Source organism: Saltatorellus ferox, from assembly GCA_007751475.1.
In the GTDB taxonomy this organism is placed as follows: domain Bacteria; phylum Planctomycetota; class UBA1135; order UBA1135.
Map to the genome: position 1 here is coordinate 2,834,126 of CP036434.1, position 13,766 is coordinate 2,847,891.

The 13,766-nt window shown below is 65.4% G+C and carries 7 protein-coding genes and 1 riboswitch; of the genes, 5 read left to right on the top strand and 2 right to left on the bottom strand.

Translation table 11 applies throughout. The features are described from left to right. Positions 1 to 297 precede the first annotated feature (297 nt). The 4 genes from Poly30_RS10135 (at position 298) to Poly30_RS10150 (ending at position 8,662) form a co-directional block, all read left to right on the top strand. Positions 298 to 1,143 carry a sigma-70 family RNA polymerase sigma factor gene (locus tag Poly30_RS10135; RefSeq protein WP_145196853.1) on the top strand — a complete coding sequence of 282 codons (846 nt, stop codon included), beginning with the start codon at positions 298 to 300 and terminating at the stop codon, positions 1,141 to 1,143. An 873-nt stretch (positions 1,144 to 2,016) separates the two neighbouring features. Beyond that, positions 2,017 to 2,092: riboswitch (cyclic di-GMP riboswitch) on the bottom strand. 395 nt (positions 2,093 to 2,487) lie between these two features. Then, positions 2,488 to 4,056 carry an alkaline phosphatase family protein gene (locus tag Poly30_RS10140; protein WP_419191212.1) on the top strand — a complete coding sequence of 523 codons (1,569 nt, stop codon included), beginning with the start codon at positions 2,488 to 2,490 and terminating at the stop codon, positions 4,054 to 4,056. A 707-nt stretch (positions 4,057 to 4,763) separates the two neighbouring features. Further along, complete coding sequence (locus Poly30_RS10145) at positions 4,764 to 8,096, top strand: serine/threonine-protein kinase (RefSeq protein ID WP_145196857.1); 3,333 nt, start codon at positions 4,764 to 4,766, stop codon at positions 8,094 to 8,096. Continuing rightward, positions 8,093 to 8,662 carry an ECF-type sigma factor gene (locus tag Poly30_RS10150; RefSeq protein WP_145196860.1) on the top strand — a complete coding sequence of 190 codons (570 nt, stop codon included), beginning with the start codon at positions 8,093 to 8,095 and terminating at the stop codon, positions 8,660 to 8,662. Before Poly30_RS10145 ends, Poly30_RS10150 begins: the two co-directional genes overlap by 4 nt. A gap of 85 nt (positions 8,663 to 8,747) precedes the next feature. Here Poly30_RS10150 and Poly30_RS10155 read toward each other — a convergent pair whose 3' ends face one another. Together Poly30_RS10155 and kdsA are read right to left on the bottom strand one after the other, a co-directional pair. Next, positions 8,748 to 10,484 (bottom strand): hypothetical protein, encoded by a 1,737-nt coding sequence (locus Poly30_RS10155; protein ID WP_145196862.1) that lies wholly within the window; start codon positions 10,482 to 10,484, stop codon positions 8,748 to 8,750. A 235-nt stretch (positions 10,485 to 10,719) separates the two neighbouring features. After that, positions 10,720 to 11,619, bottom strand: coding sequence for a 3-deoxy-8-phosphooctulonate synthase (gene kdsA, locus Poly30_RS10160; protein WP_145196864.1), 900 nt, complete (start codon positions 11,617 to 11,619; stop codon positions 10,720 to 10,722). Positions 11,620 to 11,849: 230 nt separating this feature from the next. Here kdsA and Poly30_RS10165 point away from each other — a divergent pair, with 230 nt between their 5' ends. Continuing rightward, positions 11,850 to 13,742, top strand: a complete 1,893-nt coding sequence (locus Poly30_RS10165) for a hypothetical protein (RefSeq protein WP_145196866.1) — start codon at positions 11,850 to 11,852, stop codon at positions 13,740 to 13,742. Positions 13,743 to 13,766 lie beyond the last annotated feature (24 nt).

Sequence of the window (13,766 nt, forward strand, 5' to 3'; positions counted from 1 at the left end):
CGGACGCGGCCTGCCCGGGAGCCCGTGTTTCGGGGGCAAAAATGCTCGAAAATCTCACGGGGGCCGGGCAAATCCGGATCATGCATAAACCCTCATCCTCGGCCGTTATTGGCTTATCGGGGCGGGTTTGGGACACCTGGGCGACGCCTCCATGGCGCCAATCGTCAAGGTCATGGGACGAGGCAGTTGATCCCGATGGCCTCGGATCGGTACGAAGGACCCAGCGGAGGGCGGTTTTTGTCGCCCTCCGTTCTCCACTGACCTCGCCACCGCACCCTCCTCGAACTCCTTTCGCCGTTGTCTTCCGATCAGGAATCCCCGGATGCCCAGCCGCTCGCCAGCGCGGCGGAGCTCAAGGCTGTAGAAGCCAAACGGCTCTGGGACGAGTTTTTCAAAGTCCCAGGCGATGAGACGCGCAACTCGCTGGTCGAGTGGTATCAGGGACTGATCGCGCAGATCGTTCGACGCTTCGGGTCGCGGCTGCCGAGGTCCGTCGATCGCGGAGATCTGGTGACCGCCGCGAACATGGGGCTCATCAGCGCCATCCATGGCTTCGATCCGGAGCGCGGTGTGCGGTTCGAGTCGTATTGCGAGCTGCGCGTGAAGGGAGCTCTCCTCGATGAGCTGCGGTCCCAGGACTGGCTACCGCGCCCCTGGCGCCAGAAGATCGAGCAGCAGAAGCGTACGGTCGAGCACCTTCGCCGTGAACTCGGGCGCGAGCCCGGTGACGGGGAGATCGCTTCGGCGATGGGCTTCGCGCTGGACGTGTATCAGCAAACCTTCGGCGTGGGGCTGCCCGGTACGCCGAGCGGGTCCATGCCGTCGGGGGAGAGTGGCAGCGATGATGGGGGATCCCAGGTCAGCGCGCTCGACATCGTCCAGGATCGAAGCGTCGAGACCCCCGGGGATCAGCTCTCCAGGGATGAGCTGCTCCAGCTCGCTTCGCAGCGCATGACCGACCAGGAGCGTCGCATCGTCTACCTCAAGTACTGGGAAGAGATGCCCATGCGCGAGATCGGTGAGCTGACGGGACTCTCCGAGTCCAGGGTCTGCAAGATTCACACGCGACTGATCGACCGTCTGCAAGATCGCTTCCGGGTCAACCAGGAAGACGACCGCAGCGTGATCGAGTCGGGCTACTGAGAGTCTCCGCGCCGGCGAGTGGCGCGAGGAATCGGAACGAAAAAAAAGGAGGCCCGAGCCAAAGCTCGGGCCTCCCGCGAAGATTTCTCGGAACCGAGCGCCGCCGAAGCTGCGCGCGGGAACCGTCGATCACACAGCGCCCGAAGACGCGGTGGTTTCCCCCCGACGATTCGGTCCCCGGCCGAAGCCAGCGACCCGAGGTGCAGCCGGTGCAGAGGATTCCCAATCCCCGGCGAGGCGCACGTCTCCTTCTCGTTGGGACCCGAGGCCATGACGCTGTCCCCACAGCGACCTCAGGGTCCACTCCTCCATTCGAGAACCTGCGCATATCCCCACACGCGCAGGCCTCACCATCGGAACTCCGCCACCGAGGCAGCCGAGAACCGCTGGGCCCTTCATGGTTCCGTCGACGCAGTCGCTCTGGCGACCGCGAGCCGGAAGCTCGTCCAGTGGGCGAGGCCCCTGGACGCCTTGCTCGGATCCGAGGCTGGATCCAGCCAGCCGCACAGCGCAGGCGCCCTCGTCCATCGTGGAGGCGAGGAGCACGATGACTCCGCCTTCGATGGCTGGGTGGGCGTTGGCGGTGTGGGTGAGGCTATTCAGCATGGGATCTTTGCGTTGGGAGTCCTGGTGGACTCCGAATGACAGGATCGGGCTGATGCGCCCCACCGTTCCCGGGGCGCTGGATCGCGCCTGGGGAGGGTAGGTGCCGACCTGGAAACGGAGTGAGCCGAGTCCAGGCCGGAGGGCAGATGAGGAACAGCAACGTTCCCACCGACCGATCAAGTCCTTTCCATCCGAGATGAAGCCCCCGAAGGGGATTCACGGCGCTCCTCGGACGACAGACCCGAAAGATCGGGGCTTTGAGCGACGTTCGGTAGCTCGGCTACCCCCGAAGGGGCCCGTGGCTTTGCGTCCCGAGCTTGCACTCGGTTTGCCGTTCTCGTGTCGCCGTTGGAGCAGGACAGAATACCTAGGAAATCGCAATTGGCAAATGGAAGCGGCGTTTCGGTGGGCGGAAATTCGGCCTGGCGGTCTCATGTGCCGCAGGGCACTGGATTTACGCTCGATATACATTTCGATCTGTGCCCGGAATCCTGGTCGAACACGTGCATCGGGCCCATGACAGGGGAGAATCCGGCCTCTCCATCTCCCCTGGGACATCGCTCCCCCTTGCCCATGCCCCGCCCGTTGCTGTTTCTTGTCTATTCCGGATCTGTGGCTGTCTCCCGGATCACTGCTGGCCTGGCGGCCCTGGGGGCTGCCTCGCCCCTGGCAGTCGCCCTCCAGGGCGAACCTGCAGCCCAGGTTGCCCCCCCAGCGACAGAGCTTCGCCTCGTCGTGATGCTCGCCGTGGATCAGATGATCCCTGAACAGCTCGAGCGTCTGGCGCCTCAGCTGGAAGGGGGGCTGGGTCGGCTGTACCGCCAGGGGACCGTCTACCGGGACGCGATGCTTCCGTATGCCCGAACGGAGACGGGAGCAGGCCACGTGACCTTCTCGACTGGCTGTCTCCCCCGCAGCCATGGCGTGGTTGGAAACGGTTTCTGGGATCGGGGCCTCGGGCGCGAGGTCTATTGCGTCGAGGACCTCGAGGTCTGCCAGGTGCTCGGGTCCGGTCCCGTCGAAGGTTCCGGTCAGCGTTCCCCGAAGAACCTCGACCGTCCCACGATCGGCGAGATCATGCAGGCCAAGAACCCGGCCTCCCGGGTCGTCTCGATCTCGGCGAAGGACCGCGCGGCCATCGGCATGGCGGGTCGGTCCCAGGGCCTCGTGCTCTGGTGGGACAAGAATGGTGGCGGCTTCCAAACGTCGACCTTCTACTCGCCTTCGATCCCTGACTATGTCTCCCACTGGAACGACGGCTGGCTGGAGCGCAACCGCGGGTTCGTCTGGGAGCCCGTGGGAAATCGCACCGAGCGCGACTTTCGGCTGATCGGCTCCGACGTCGACGACCGGGAGGGGGAGCGACCTTTCTCGGGGCTCGGGGTCACGTTTCCCTATTCGATCGCGAAGGACGCCAGCGAGAAGGCCATGGGCAACTTTGCCTTCGAAACGCCGCTCTGCGACCGGTTCGTGGCGGAACTCGCTCGCGAGGCGATCCGCCAGGAAAGCCTCGGCGCGGACGATGACGTGGACCTGCTCTGCGTCAGCTTCTCGAGTTGCGACGTCATCGGTCACGCCAACGGCCCGTTCAGCCGTGAGGTCACCGATGTACTCTTTCGCCTGGATCGCGAACTCGGCCTCCTCTTCGACGAGCTCGACAAGCGGGTGGGCGCGGACCGCTGGGCGCTCGCGCTCACCGCGGATCACGGAATTCTGCCGCTTCCCGAGTACCTTCGGCCGCGCGGCGTCGATGCATTTCGCGTGCCGAGGGGCGAGTCCTCGGCGTTCCGCGGGGAGTTCGTGGAGCGGCTCCAGGAGAGGCTCGGTTCCCGGGTGCGGCATCGTTCTGCTCCGGGCGGCTTCCGTCTGGACGAGGAAGAGATGAAGGCGGCGGGTCTTGACCCCGCGACGACGCGGCAGGTCGCCGCCGAGGTCTGCAGGGAGGTGGCTCAGCGGTATCCCTGGGTGCAAACGGTCTACTCCTACGAGGAGATCCAGGCGTTCGACGAGAGCGCCGACGGCCTCGAGAAGCTGCTGCGCAACTCGTTCCAGCCCGATCGCACGGCCGACCTCGTCGTCGTCAACCGCCCCTACGTCCTCGAAGGAATCGAGAAGGGGACGAACCACGGCTCTCCCCACGAGTACGACCGTCGCATTCCGCTGGTGTTCTACGGCGCAGCCTTCCCGAAACGGATTTCGAGTCGCCCTGCGGGGAGCCAAGACGTCGTTCCCACGCTCCTCGGCCTGCTCGGCGTCCCGGCTCCGGGAACGGGCCTGGACGGCGTCGACCTCGGCAGCGACCTCTAGCCTGCATTATTCACGAGTTTGCTCCACCAGTGCGTTCAAACCGCGGCGTGGCAAGGAAGACGACCGAACGAAGCGGAGGCGGGCCCGTAGGCCCGTCGAGCATTCTGTGAGGGAGCCCGCGAAGCGTGCGGCAGCCAAAGGCTGCCGTCTGACGCCGCCACGGCGTGGTTTGGGCGTGCTGGTGGTGCAATCTCGTGAATAATGCAGGCTAGTGCCCTGAATCAGAAGTTCGTCGCATTAGTTTCGCCTGTTTCGCTCCGTAGCTGCGTTGCCGAACCTTGGACGGAACTACTGCTACGCACTGCGGTTCGGACGCCTTGCTACGAAACAAAACAGACTGAAACTAATACGACGAACTTCTGATTCAGGGCACTAGGAGTTTGCGCCACAGAATGCGATTCCGCGAGCACCGCCAGGATCCGCGCTCGCGGCGTTGCGCCAAACCCCAATGGCATCAAACCATGGGGGGTCCGGCGCGCCTTGCGAGCGCGAATCCTGACGGCACTCGCGAAACCGCATTCTGTGGCGCAGACTCCTAGCTCGTCGCGTTCACGGGACTTCCGGTGAGATTTCAAGAGTCCGTGATGGGCGCCCACCAGCCCGTGCGATGAGTCCTGGGAGGGGTTGGCGCTCTCCCGCTTCGTACCTGGCAGGACAGCGCCTTCCACGGGACGAGGTTTCTACCCCTCTTCCCCGGAGGACCTTGCATGACGCGGCCGATCGATCCTGGTGCCTGGCTGTCGAAAATCGACCCCATCTGCGAGCGATTCGAGGAAGCGCTCGTGGAGCGACCGGGCGGGAGAGCTCCGAGTCTCGAGGCGTTCCTGGGAGGGGCGGAGGGTGAGTTCCGAAGGGCACTGTTCGAGGAACTCCTCGCGCTCGAGGTGTATCACGCGTTCCAGGACGACTCGTTCCCGGGAATCGACGCGTATCTGGTTCGCTTTCCCGGGTTCGAGTCGGAGGTTCGGAGAGTGGTGGCCGCGGCCTCCGGTGCTTCGGTCGAGCCGGTCCCGGGGCTGGCGCCAGGCACGAAGTTCGGTCATTACGTGATCAAGCAGGAGATCGGGCGTGGCGGGATGGGCGTGGTCTACGAGGCGCGTCACGACACCCTCGATCGCGATGTCGCGCTGAAGGTGCTACCCGACGAGATCCACTCTCATCCCCAGGCACGAGCGCGATTTGCACGGGAAGCCAGGGCGATCGCGAGGCTTCACCACAGCAGCATCGTTCCCGTGTTCGAGTTCGGGGCGGCGGCGGGCGCCCATTACTTCGCGATGCAGCTCATCGAGGGTGGCTCGCTCGGGGATCAAATCGACCTGCGTAGCGCGGCCTCCGCGAAGCTCGACGAGGCCCAGGTGCGACGCCTGTGCGGTCAGATCGCGGACATCGCTCGCGCGCTGCAGTTCGCGCACGACGCGGGCATCGTCCATCGGGACGTCAAGCCGAGCAACGTGCTGATCGATTCGGCGGGTAAGGCATGGCTCGTGGACTTCGGCGTGGCACGGGTGGAGGCGAGCGATCTCACGACGGCCGAGGATCTGCTGGGGACGATCCGCTACATGCCGCCAGAGAGATTCTCCGGCGTGAGCGGAGCCGCCGGGGACGTCTATTCGCTCGGAGTCACGCTCTTCGAGGCGCTCTCACTCCGCTCGGCCTTCGGCGAGAGCAGCGCGGCCGAACTCATGCGCGAGGTCATGCATACGGACCTCCCTCGCCTGCGGTCGCTCGTGCCGGGCGCCTCCGTCGACCTCGACACGGTGGTGGCCTGTGCCACCCACCGAGACCCGGCGCGGCGCTACCCCACGGCGGCGGCTCTCGCGGACGATCTCCAGAGGTTCCTGAACGGCGAGCCGGTCCTCGCACGTCGGCAGGGCGGCGTCGAAAGGGTCGCGCGATGGGTCGGGAAGAACCGTGGGCCCGCGGCGATCATCGGCCTGCTGGGCCTCCTGGTCATGGGCACAACGCTGCTCTCTTCCGCCCTCGGGGCGAAGAACCGCAAGATCACCCGGTTGTCCGACGACGTGGGGCAGCTCCTCGACGAGTCCGAGGAAGCGCGCGGGAGGCTTCGGAAGGAGCTCTACACCGCGGATATGATCGTGTGCGCTTTCGAGGCCTCGAGGAGTCAGGGTGCCTCGCTCGCGGCCCTGCTGAATCGCTGGCTGCCGAAGGCCGACCTGCCCGATCTTCGCGGATGGGAGTGGTTCGTGCTCCGTTCGATCATCGGGTGGGACGAGGACCGACTCTGGTTCAGGAACTCAAGCGGCAAGTGCGTCGACGCGTGCGAGGCCACCGGCCAGGTCGCCGTAGGTGGGCGCTCAGGGATCACGATCTTGAACGGGACCACGCGGGCGGTGGTCGCGCAGATCATGGAGTTCGCCCATCCTCGATCGGTTCGATTCGACGCATCGGGCGACCGAATTCTCGTCACCGACATGAACGCCGTCTCGGTCTACTCGATCCGCACGGGCGAAGAACTGGCCCGTCGAGAGTCCAGGACCTACTACCCGGCCGAGTGGCATCCCGACGGACAGCGCGTCGTCTTCATGGATCCCGCGCCGAGCTTCTGGAACGTCGAGACCGACGCGGTGGAGCGTATTCCAGGGGCCGAGCCGACGGCGTGGGGAGTGCACCAGAGCCGCGACGGCGCGCGGCTCGCGGTGCTCCAGGCACCCGGTGTCATGCGCGTGACCCGGATGGGTCCCGTCGAGTCCACTGGAGGGGATCCGCTGATCCGAGAGATCGACACCGCGTCGGGGGACCCGGGGCGCGTGGTTCGGTTCATGAGGCTGTCGCCGAACGGAGAGAAGATCGTTGGCCTGACCAGGGATGATGGGTTCCGGGTGTTTCGGGTCGAAGACGGCGTGGAGATCGCTTCCCAGAGCCACGCGCACCGATCGGCGATCGCGATGGTCCGCTGGAGCCCGGATGGGCGCTGGGTGGTCACCGCCGCGACCGACTCGATGGTGAAAATCTGGAATGCCGACACCGGAGAGCTCGTCCGGGAGCTGCGGGGTCACCAGGGGAACGCTCGGGAGGCCTGCTTCATGCGGGGGGCGACTTCCGTCATCTCCACGTGTGAACTCGGTGACCTTCGCTTCTGGGACCTGACCGAGCCGGCCGGGCGTCTCCAGTGGAACGGCGGCGTCACCAAGCATCGTCGCAAGGGCCTGCGCGTGGAGTGGACTTCGGACGACGAGCGGCTGGTCCTCCACAGCGAGATCGACTTCGTCGAGTGGGACGTGGGCGGGCCCGGCGTTCGCCGGGTGGGGGGCGGGGAAGAGGAGGTGCGTCTCGCGAGCCCCGACGGTAGCCGCGCTCTGCTCATCAGTCCGAGCCGCTTCGCCATCCTGGATCTTGCCACCGGGAAGGATCTCCTGGACGGTCGTTTCGATCCAGGCGAACGGCCCGCGGACCTCTTGCTTGCCGGCAGCGGGGCGCGCTGGGCCCCTGATGGCGAGCGCCTCTACGCGACCGGGCGTGACCATGCCTGGATCTTCGACGAGTTCGAGAGCGGCGTACGGATCCGCCCGATCCTCGAATCGGGCGAGCCCTACCACGGATTCGACGTCCGTCCGGACGGGACGGAGATCGTGCTCGCGAGGATCGATGGGCTCCTGGTGCTCGACGCCGTATCCGCGAAGGTCGTGGCCAGGGTCGAACTCCCCGATCGCGGGTACGGCGATACCTACAACGCCAGCCTGAGCTTCGATCCGGCGGGGCAGCGTCTTCTGGTATCGCACCGTTCGCGAGTGATGATCCTGGACGCCCGCGATTATTCGCTCCTTGCGAACTTCGAAGGAGACGCCGACGAGCACCAGGTCAGCTGCTGGAGCCCGGATGGAGAGCGAATCGCCACCGCGACCCGGGAGGGAACGATCCAGCTATTCGATCCCGAAGATGGACTCGTGGTCTCCTTTCCTTGCTCCGAGGTCATCCACGGGCTGTCATGGGACGCGCGCGGTCGCCGGCTGGCCGGGATCGATATCAAGGGTGGTGGGCACCTCTGGAACGCGGCTACGGCCATGGATCGTGAAGAATGAAATCGGACGAGACGGTGACGCAGTGGATCCAGGGGATCAAAGGCGGGGACGAGCACGCGGCGGAGATGATCTGGCAGCGCTTCTTCCAGCGCGTCTGCGGCCTGGCGAATCAGCGGCTCGGGAGTACGCCGAGAGCTGCCAGCGATTCGGAAGACGTCGCGCTCAGTGCGATTCACGCCCTCTACCGAGGGGCCAGGGACGACCGCTTCCGACAGCTTCAGTCCAGGGAAGACCTCTGGAACCTTCTGGCCGTGATTACCATCCGGAAGTCGATCGACGCGCGTCGCAGGTCCCACGCGCGGGAGGGTGTGTCGGGCTCGAGCGGCTCCGACGTGGATGATGTGGCCGATCCCTTGAGCCTGTTCGGTGGCGCGAACACCTGTAGCCTGGACGCCCTCTGCGCGACGGGCCACGAGATGGTCGAGTCGCTGGAGGAGAAGCTGCGGCCTGTCGCCATGCTCCGGCTCGAGGGCTACTCCAACCAGGAAATCGCCAGCAAGCTCGGGCGCTCGCTCCCCACGATCGAGCGCTACCTGCGAATGATCCGCCACCAGTGGCAGGAATGACCAGAGGCCAGCGACCCGAATGGGGCGCTGGCCTCTGGTTGGTGGGCGAGCCCCCGCAGGGGGCGGGCTCGTTACCGATGGGGGATCACTGGAACGTGATGCTGATCGCGCTCGAGAAGTTCGAGGTTGCGCCGCCGCCCATCGCCGTGTCACGCGTCCAGTACTGGAAGCTGCGGGTGTCGCCGGCGAGAATCGCGAGCGGGCCGGACGTGGTGGGGAGGGACGTGAGGTCGATGGCCATCGAGACGGAGCCCGCTGCGCCGGAGTTCTGCGGCGTCATGCTGAAGCGGCCCATGTCGAAGCTCGCGATGCAGATGTGACCCTCGCTCATGCCCGGGTTGTAGACGAGCTGGCCGCCGCTGGAGTGGACGAAGTACCCGATGGCGTTCATCGGAAGTCCGTCGACGTTGAGGGTCAGGTCGTTGTCGGCGGCGACGTCGCTACCGACGGCCGTCAGGGGGGCATCGAAACCGGTCGAGGTCGGGTTGCCGAGGCAGACGATCGAGCCGAGGCCCGGGTTGCTCACGGGGCCCCACTGGATGTTGTCGTAGTAGCGTCCCGAGTCGGCGTAGTTCGTGGCGAAGCTGCTGTAGCCGAACTGAAGGACTTCACCCGCGAAGGTCGGATCGATCAGGATGTCGAGGGCCATGGATGCCCAGGCGGCCGTGGACGCGCTCGTGCTGTCGAACTCGTTCAGGAAGAGCGTGGCGAACGAGCCGTCGGAGACCTTGATCACCTTGATGAAGGCCTGGGTCGTGGTGGCGCCGTCGCCGTTCGTGACGGTCGCGTTCTTGCGGTAGTCGAAGGCGAAGCGCCAGGTGTTGCCGACGTCCACCGCCCCGATGGTTTGCTCCTGGAAGACGTTTGCGTTGATGACGTTGCCGTTGGCGTGGTCCGCGTTGCCGTAGTCGCTGTATGCGTTCAGGTACTGGAGCATCTGGGTCGGGCCGCCGTCGCCGGTGGCGATGGCCGAGAAGCCCGCGCCGCCGTTCGGAGCGTCGAAGACGCCATAGCCGTAGAGGTAGCCGCCCATCGGGTCGAAGACGTTGGCGAAGATATTCCAGCTGTCGCCCGCGAGAGCAGCGGGGTCGGCGAGGCCGAGGTTCTCGAAGTCCTGGGCGTAGGGGCTGAGGCTCGGGGGCATGCTGCCCGGGGCATCGAACGAGATGTTGTCGTAGTAGCGGCCGGTGTCGTTGTACGCGGTAGCGGTGCTCGAGAAGCCGACCTGCAGAAGCTCACCCGCCCAGGTCGGATCGATGGTGAGCGAGATGCTCCCCGAAGCCCAGTTGATGTCCGAGGCGCCCGTCGTGTCGACCGTGGGGAACGCGAGCGTCGAGAAGCTGCCGTCCGACAGCTTGAGGACCTTGATGAAAGCGATCGTCGTCGAGTCGCCGTCGCCGTTGGTGAACGGGGCCTTCAGGTAGTCGAAGTCGAACGTCCAGGTATTGCCGACGTCGGCGGCACCGATCGTCTGCTCCTGGAAGAGGTTCGCCTCGATGTAGTTGCCGTTGCCGTGGTCGACGTTGTTGTAGTCGCTGTAGGCGTTCACGTACTGCGCGCCCTGGGCCGCGCCGCCGAGGCCGGAGGCGATGGCCGAGAAGCCGGGGCCTCCGTTCGGAGCGGCGAACGTGCCGTATCCGTAGAGGTAGCCGCCGGTGGCGTTGAACACGTTGGCGAAGATCTTCCAGCCGTCCGCGTCGAGCGCGGTCGGGCTGGCGATGTCGAGGCCTTCGAAGTCCTGGGTGTAGGTCGTGAGGTCAGCGGCTGCGCTGGGGGCGAGCGCGAGCAGCGCAGCGGCTGCGGCCGGAAGCGTGAAGTTCATGGGGATGTGGCGTGGACCTGGAGAGGAGAGTGGAAGAAGCTGGTGACGACCCCTATCGATTCGTGGGTCCGCACATGAGTTCTGTCCAGAAAGCCTAGTCCATCAGAGCGTGTCGTGACCTGTCCCGTTGGATAGATGGGCGGCGCCGTGGCTCGAACTGGAGCGACTTCGCGGCAGATGGTCGCTTTGCCACTCTGTCTCTCATGCTCTTCTCATGCTGCGCGCGTCGCCGGTCTCATTCGGAGCGGACAGCCGCGTGGACGGCCATCAGCTCGTCCAGGACCCGCGGCAGCTCGTCGAGCGGCACCATGTTCGGTCCATCCGACGGTGACGTGTCGGGATCCGGGTGCGTCTCGAGGAAGAGTCCGTGCACGCATCCGGTGGCCACGGCCGCGCGCGCTAGCAGGGGAACGAGCGTGCGATCTCCACCCGTCCGATCGCCGAGCGCGCCAGGGCGCTGCACCGAGTGCGTCGCGTCGAAGACGACAGGATGCCCGGTCTCCGCCATGTCGCGCAGGCCGGCCATATCGACGACCAGACGCCCGTAGCCGAAGGTCGTCCCGCGTTCGGTCACCATGACGCGCGGGTTTCCGCTCTCTGTCACCTTGGCTGCGACGTTGCCCATGTCCCAGGGGCTCAGGAACTGACCTTTCTTGACGTTGACGACGCAGCCGGTCTTCGCGGCCGCGACGAGCAGGTCGGTCTGACGACAGAGGAACGCGGGGATCTGGAGTACGTCCACGACTTCGGCTGCCACGGCGCACTGCTCGGGATGGTGAACGTCCGTGACGACGGGGACACCGATCTCGCGCTTGACCTCGGCGAGCCAGGTGAGGCCCTCCTCGATGCCTGGACCGCGTCCGCCCGTGAGGCTGGACCGATTGGCCTTGTCGAAGCTGGCCTTGAAGACGTAGGGGAGGCCGCGCGCCGCCATGAGCTCGGCCACGGTGCCTGCGATCTCCAGGGTCAGGCCGCGCGACTGAAGCACGCAGGGTCCCGCGAGAAAGAAAAGAGGGCCGGCGCCGAAGCGGTGCCCGGCAAGATCGAAGGCTCTGGGGGCGCCTTGGCCGGGTAGACCGAAGGCGTGGTCAGAGTCGTCTGCGGCCGAAGGGCGTGGGGGATCGGATGGGGCCATGGGTCGTTCGTTCGAGGGCAATGGGTCTCACTTTGGAACGTGAGGGCGTCGGGTTGGCACAGATTAGCTGTCACATTCGTCAACTGCCGGGATCAATCGAGTGAACGCTGGTCCAAGACGTGAAAGACCAGGGTTCATTGAGGTGTCGGGCTGGCCTTCCCCACGGTTCGACACTGCACGTCGTCAGCTCTGGCGCCGTGTTCCGCGTCGCTTCTCTCGTAGGTCTCGCCATGTCGGTACTTTGCAGTCTCTCCCTGGGTTGCCTCTCCCTGGCCGCGCCTCCGCAGGGCCCGGCAGTGGTCTTCAACAATACGGCCCCGACCGGGCTCTTCCACGACATCTCGTCGGGGATCACGGTGTTTGACGAGGGGCGAATTCCCTCGACGTCGGCGCCCGAGCTGGGCGCCCAGGATACCTACTCGATCACGCGGGTTGAGCTTGGTTACACGACGAGGGCGCAGGCTGCTTCTCTGGGCGGGCCAGGGGCTCGGGTGATCCTCTCGTTCTATGGGACGGGGGACGTCAGTGACGATCCATCGGAGCTGGGGAGCCCACTCGCGGTCTTCGATGTGACCGGCCTACCAGGGTCCACGGCGACAGGCAGTCTTTCCTCTCACAGGGTTCCGTATCTCCTGCCTTTCCCGGTTTGCTTCCGTGCGGATGGGAACGGACGCTTCGATCCCAGTGCGGGCAACGACTTCGTCTGGTCTCTTTCGATGCCGGACGAAGTGAATGGATCCGCAGGGCCGCTGATCGCGGGGGATCCTCAGAGCTGCGCCAAGGGGGATGGAACGTACTTCCAGGCGGCAGGTGCCTGCGGCACGGGTCTGGGCAGCATCGACGGTTTCGGCGAGCTCACCGCATCGGGTGACTATGTCTTCCGGGACTTCGGCGGCTACCCCCAAAATGCCTATGGCTCGTTCCACCTGATGGCGGAGGCGCCGCTCTCGGGTGAGTGTTCAGGGTGCGGTATCGCGGACCCCTACCTGGAGCCCAACGATTCGTGTGCGACGGCGCTTCCGATCGGGCTGCTTCCTATCTTTGGTCTCATCGCAGAACCGGGTGATGACGATTTCTTCGAACTGTCGATTCCCAGTTCGTCCACCTTGATCGTGGACGCGCTCTTCGACGGTGCGTTGGGCGATCTTGATCTCGAGCTCTACGCGGCGAATTGCGGCGCGCTGCTCGCGTCCAGTTCGACGATCGGAAGGCAGGAATCGCTGGAATACTTCGTTTGTAGCGGAGCCCCCGAGGATGTCGTTTTACGGGTGATAGCGCCCACGTCTTCGTGTCTTTCCTATGACCTGAAGCTCCAGGCGACGCCCGTGGTGGACGACGCCTTCGAGGACAACGACATTTGCTCGCAGTCTGCGCTCGGCGGGATCAGCACCTTCACCACGCGTGACCTTCTGGTGTCCGAGTGCGACTCCGACTACTTCCTTCTGAGGGTCGCTGACCAGCGTGAGGTTCGGATCGATTTGTTCTTCGCTCACTCGGACAGCAACGTGGATGTCCAGCTCTGGGATGCCAGCTGTCAGACGCTTCTCGGTAGCAGCACCGGTCTGGGCGACACCGAGACCATCACCTCCTACAACGGCACCGGGGTGACCGTCGACGTCATCGCAGAGATCTTCTGTGACGGCGGGAAGGGGAACGCGGAGTACAGCCTCTCTGCGTGCTATTCGATCGGCGACCTGATCAGCTTTCAGACGTGTACCGGGGTTTCGAATTCCACGGGGCGACCGGCGACGATGTGCGCCCGAGGGAGCGACGTGGCGGCCGACAACTTCGTGCTCTTCTATGCGGTCGACCTGCCGGCCTTTGCCTTCGGGTACTTCATCACGTCGCTGACGACGGACAGCGTTCCTCGGCCCGGCGGAGCCACGGGGACGCTTTGCCTGGGCGCGTCGGGCGTGGGCCGATACGCCTACGACGTGCTCCAGACGTCGAACAGCAACGCGGCGTTCTATCAGCCTGACCTGAGGAACACACCGACAGGGCTGGGGCCTGTCTCGGTCATGCCCGGGGAGACGCGCTACTGGCAGTTCTGGTATCGCGATACGACGCCGTCCGGCGGAACGACGTCGAACTTCACGGGTGGTGTGGGCGTGACCTTCCAGTGATCGGAACCCAGGAGGCGGCGCGTT

Bases quoted from the DNA above. Each gene is read 5' to 3' on its own strand.
- Poly30_RS10140 (WP_419191212.1), top strand. From the start codon at position 2,488: ATGCTCGCCGTGGATCAGATGATCCCTGAACAGCTCGAGCGTCTGGCG.
- Poly30_RS10145 (WP_145196857.1), top strand. From the start codon at position 4,764: ATGACGCGGCCGATCGATCCTGGTGCCTGGCTGTCGAAAATCGACCCC.
- Poly30_RS10150 (WP_145196860.1), top strand. From the start codon at position 8,093: ATGAAATCGGACGAGACGGTGACGCAGTGGATCCAGGGGATCAAAGGC.
- Poly30_RS10155 (WP_145196862.1), bottom strand. From the start codon at position 10,484: ATGAACTTCACGCTTCCGGCCGCAGCCGCTGCGCTGCTCGCGCTCGCC.
- kdsA (WP_145196864.1), bottom strand. From the start codon at position 11,619: ATGGCCCCATCCGATCCCCCACGCCCTTCGGCCGCAGACGACTCTGAC.
- Poly30_RS10165 (WP_145196866.1), top strand. From the start codon at position 11,850: ATGTCGGTACTTTGCAGTCTCTCCCTGGGTTGCCTCTCCCTGGCCGCG.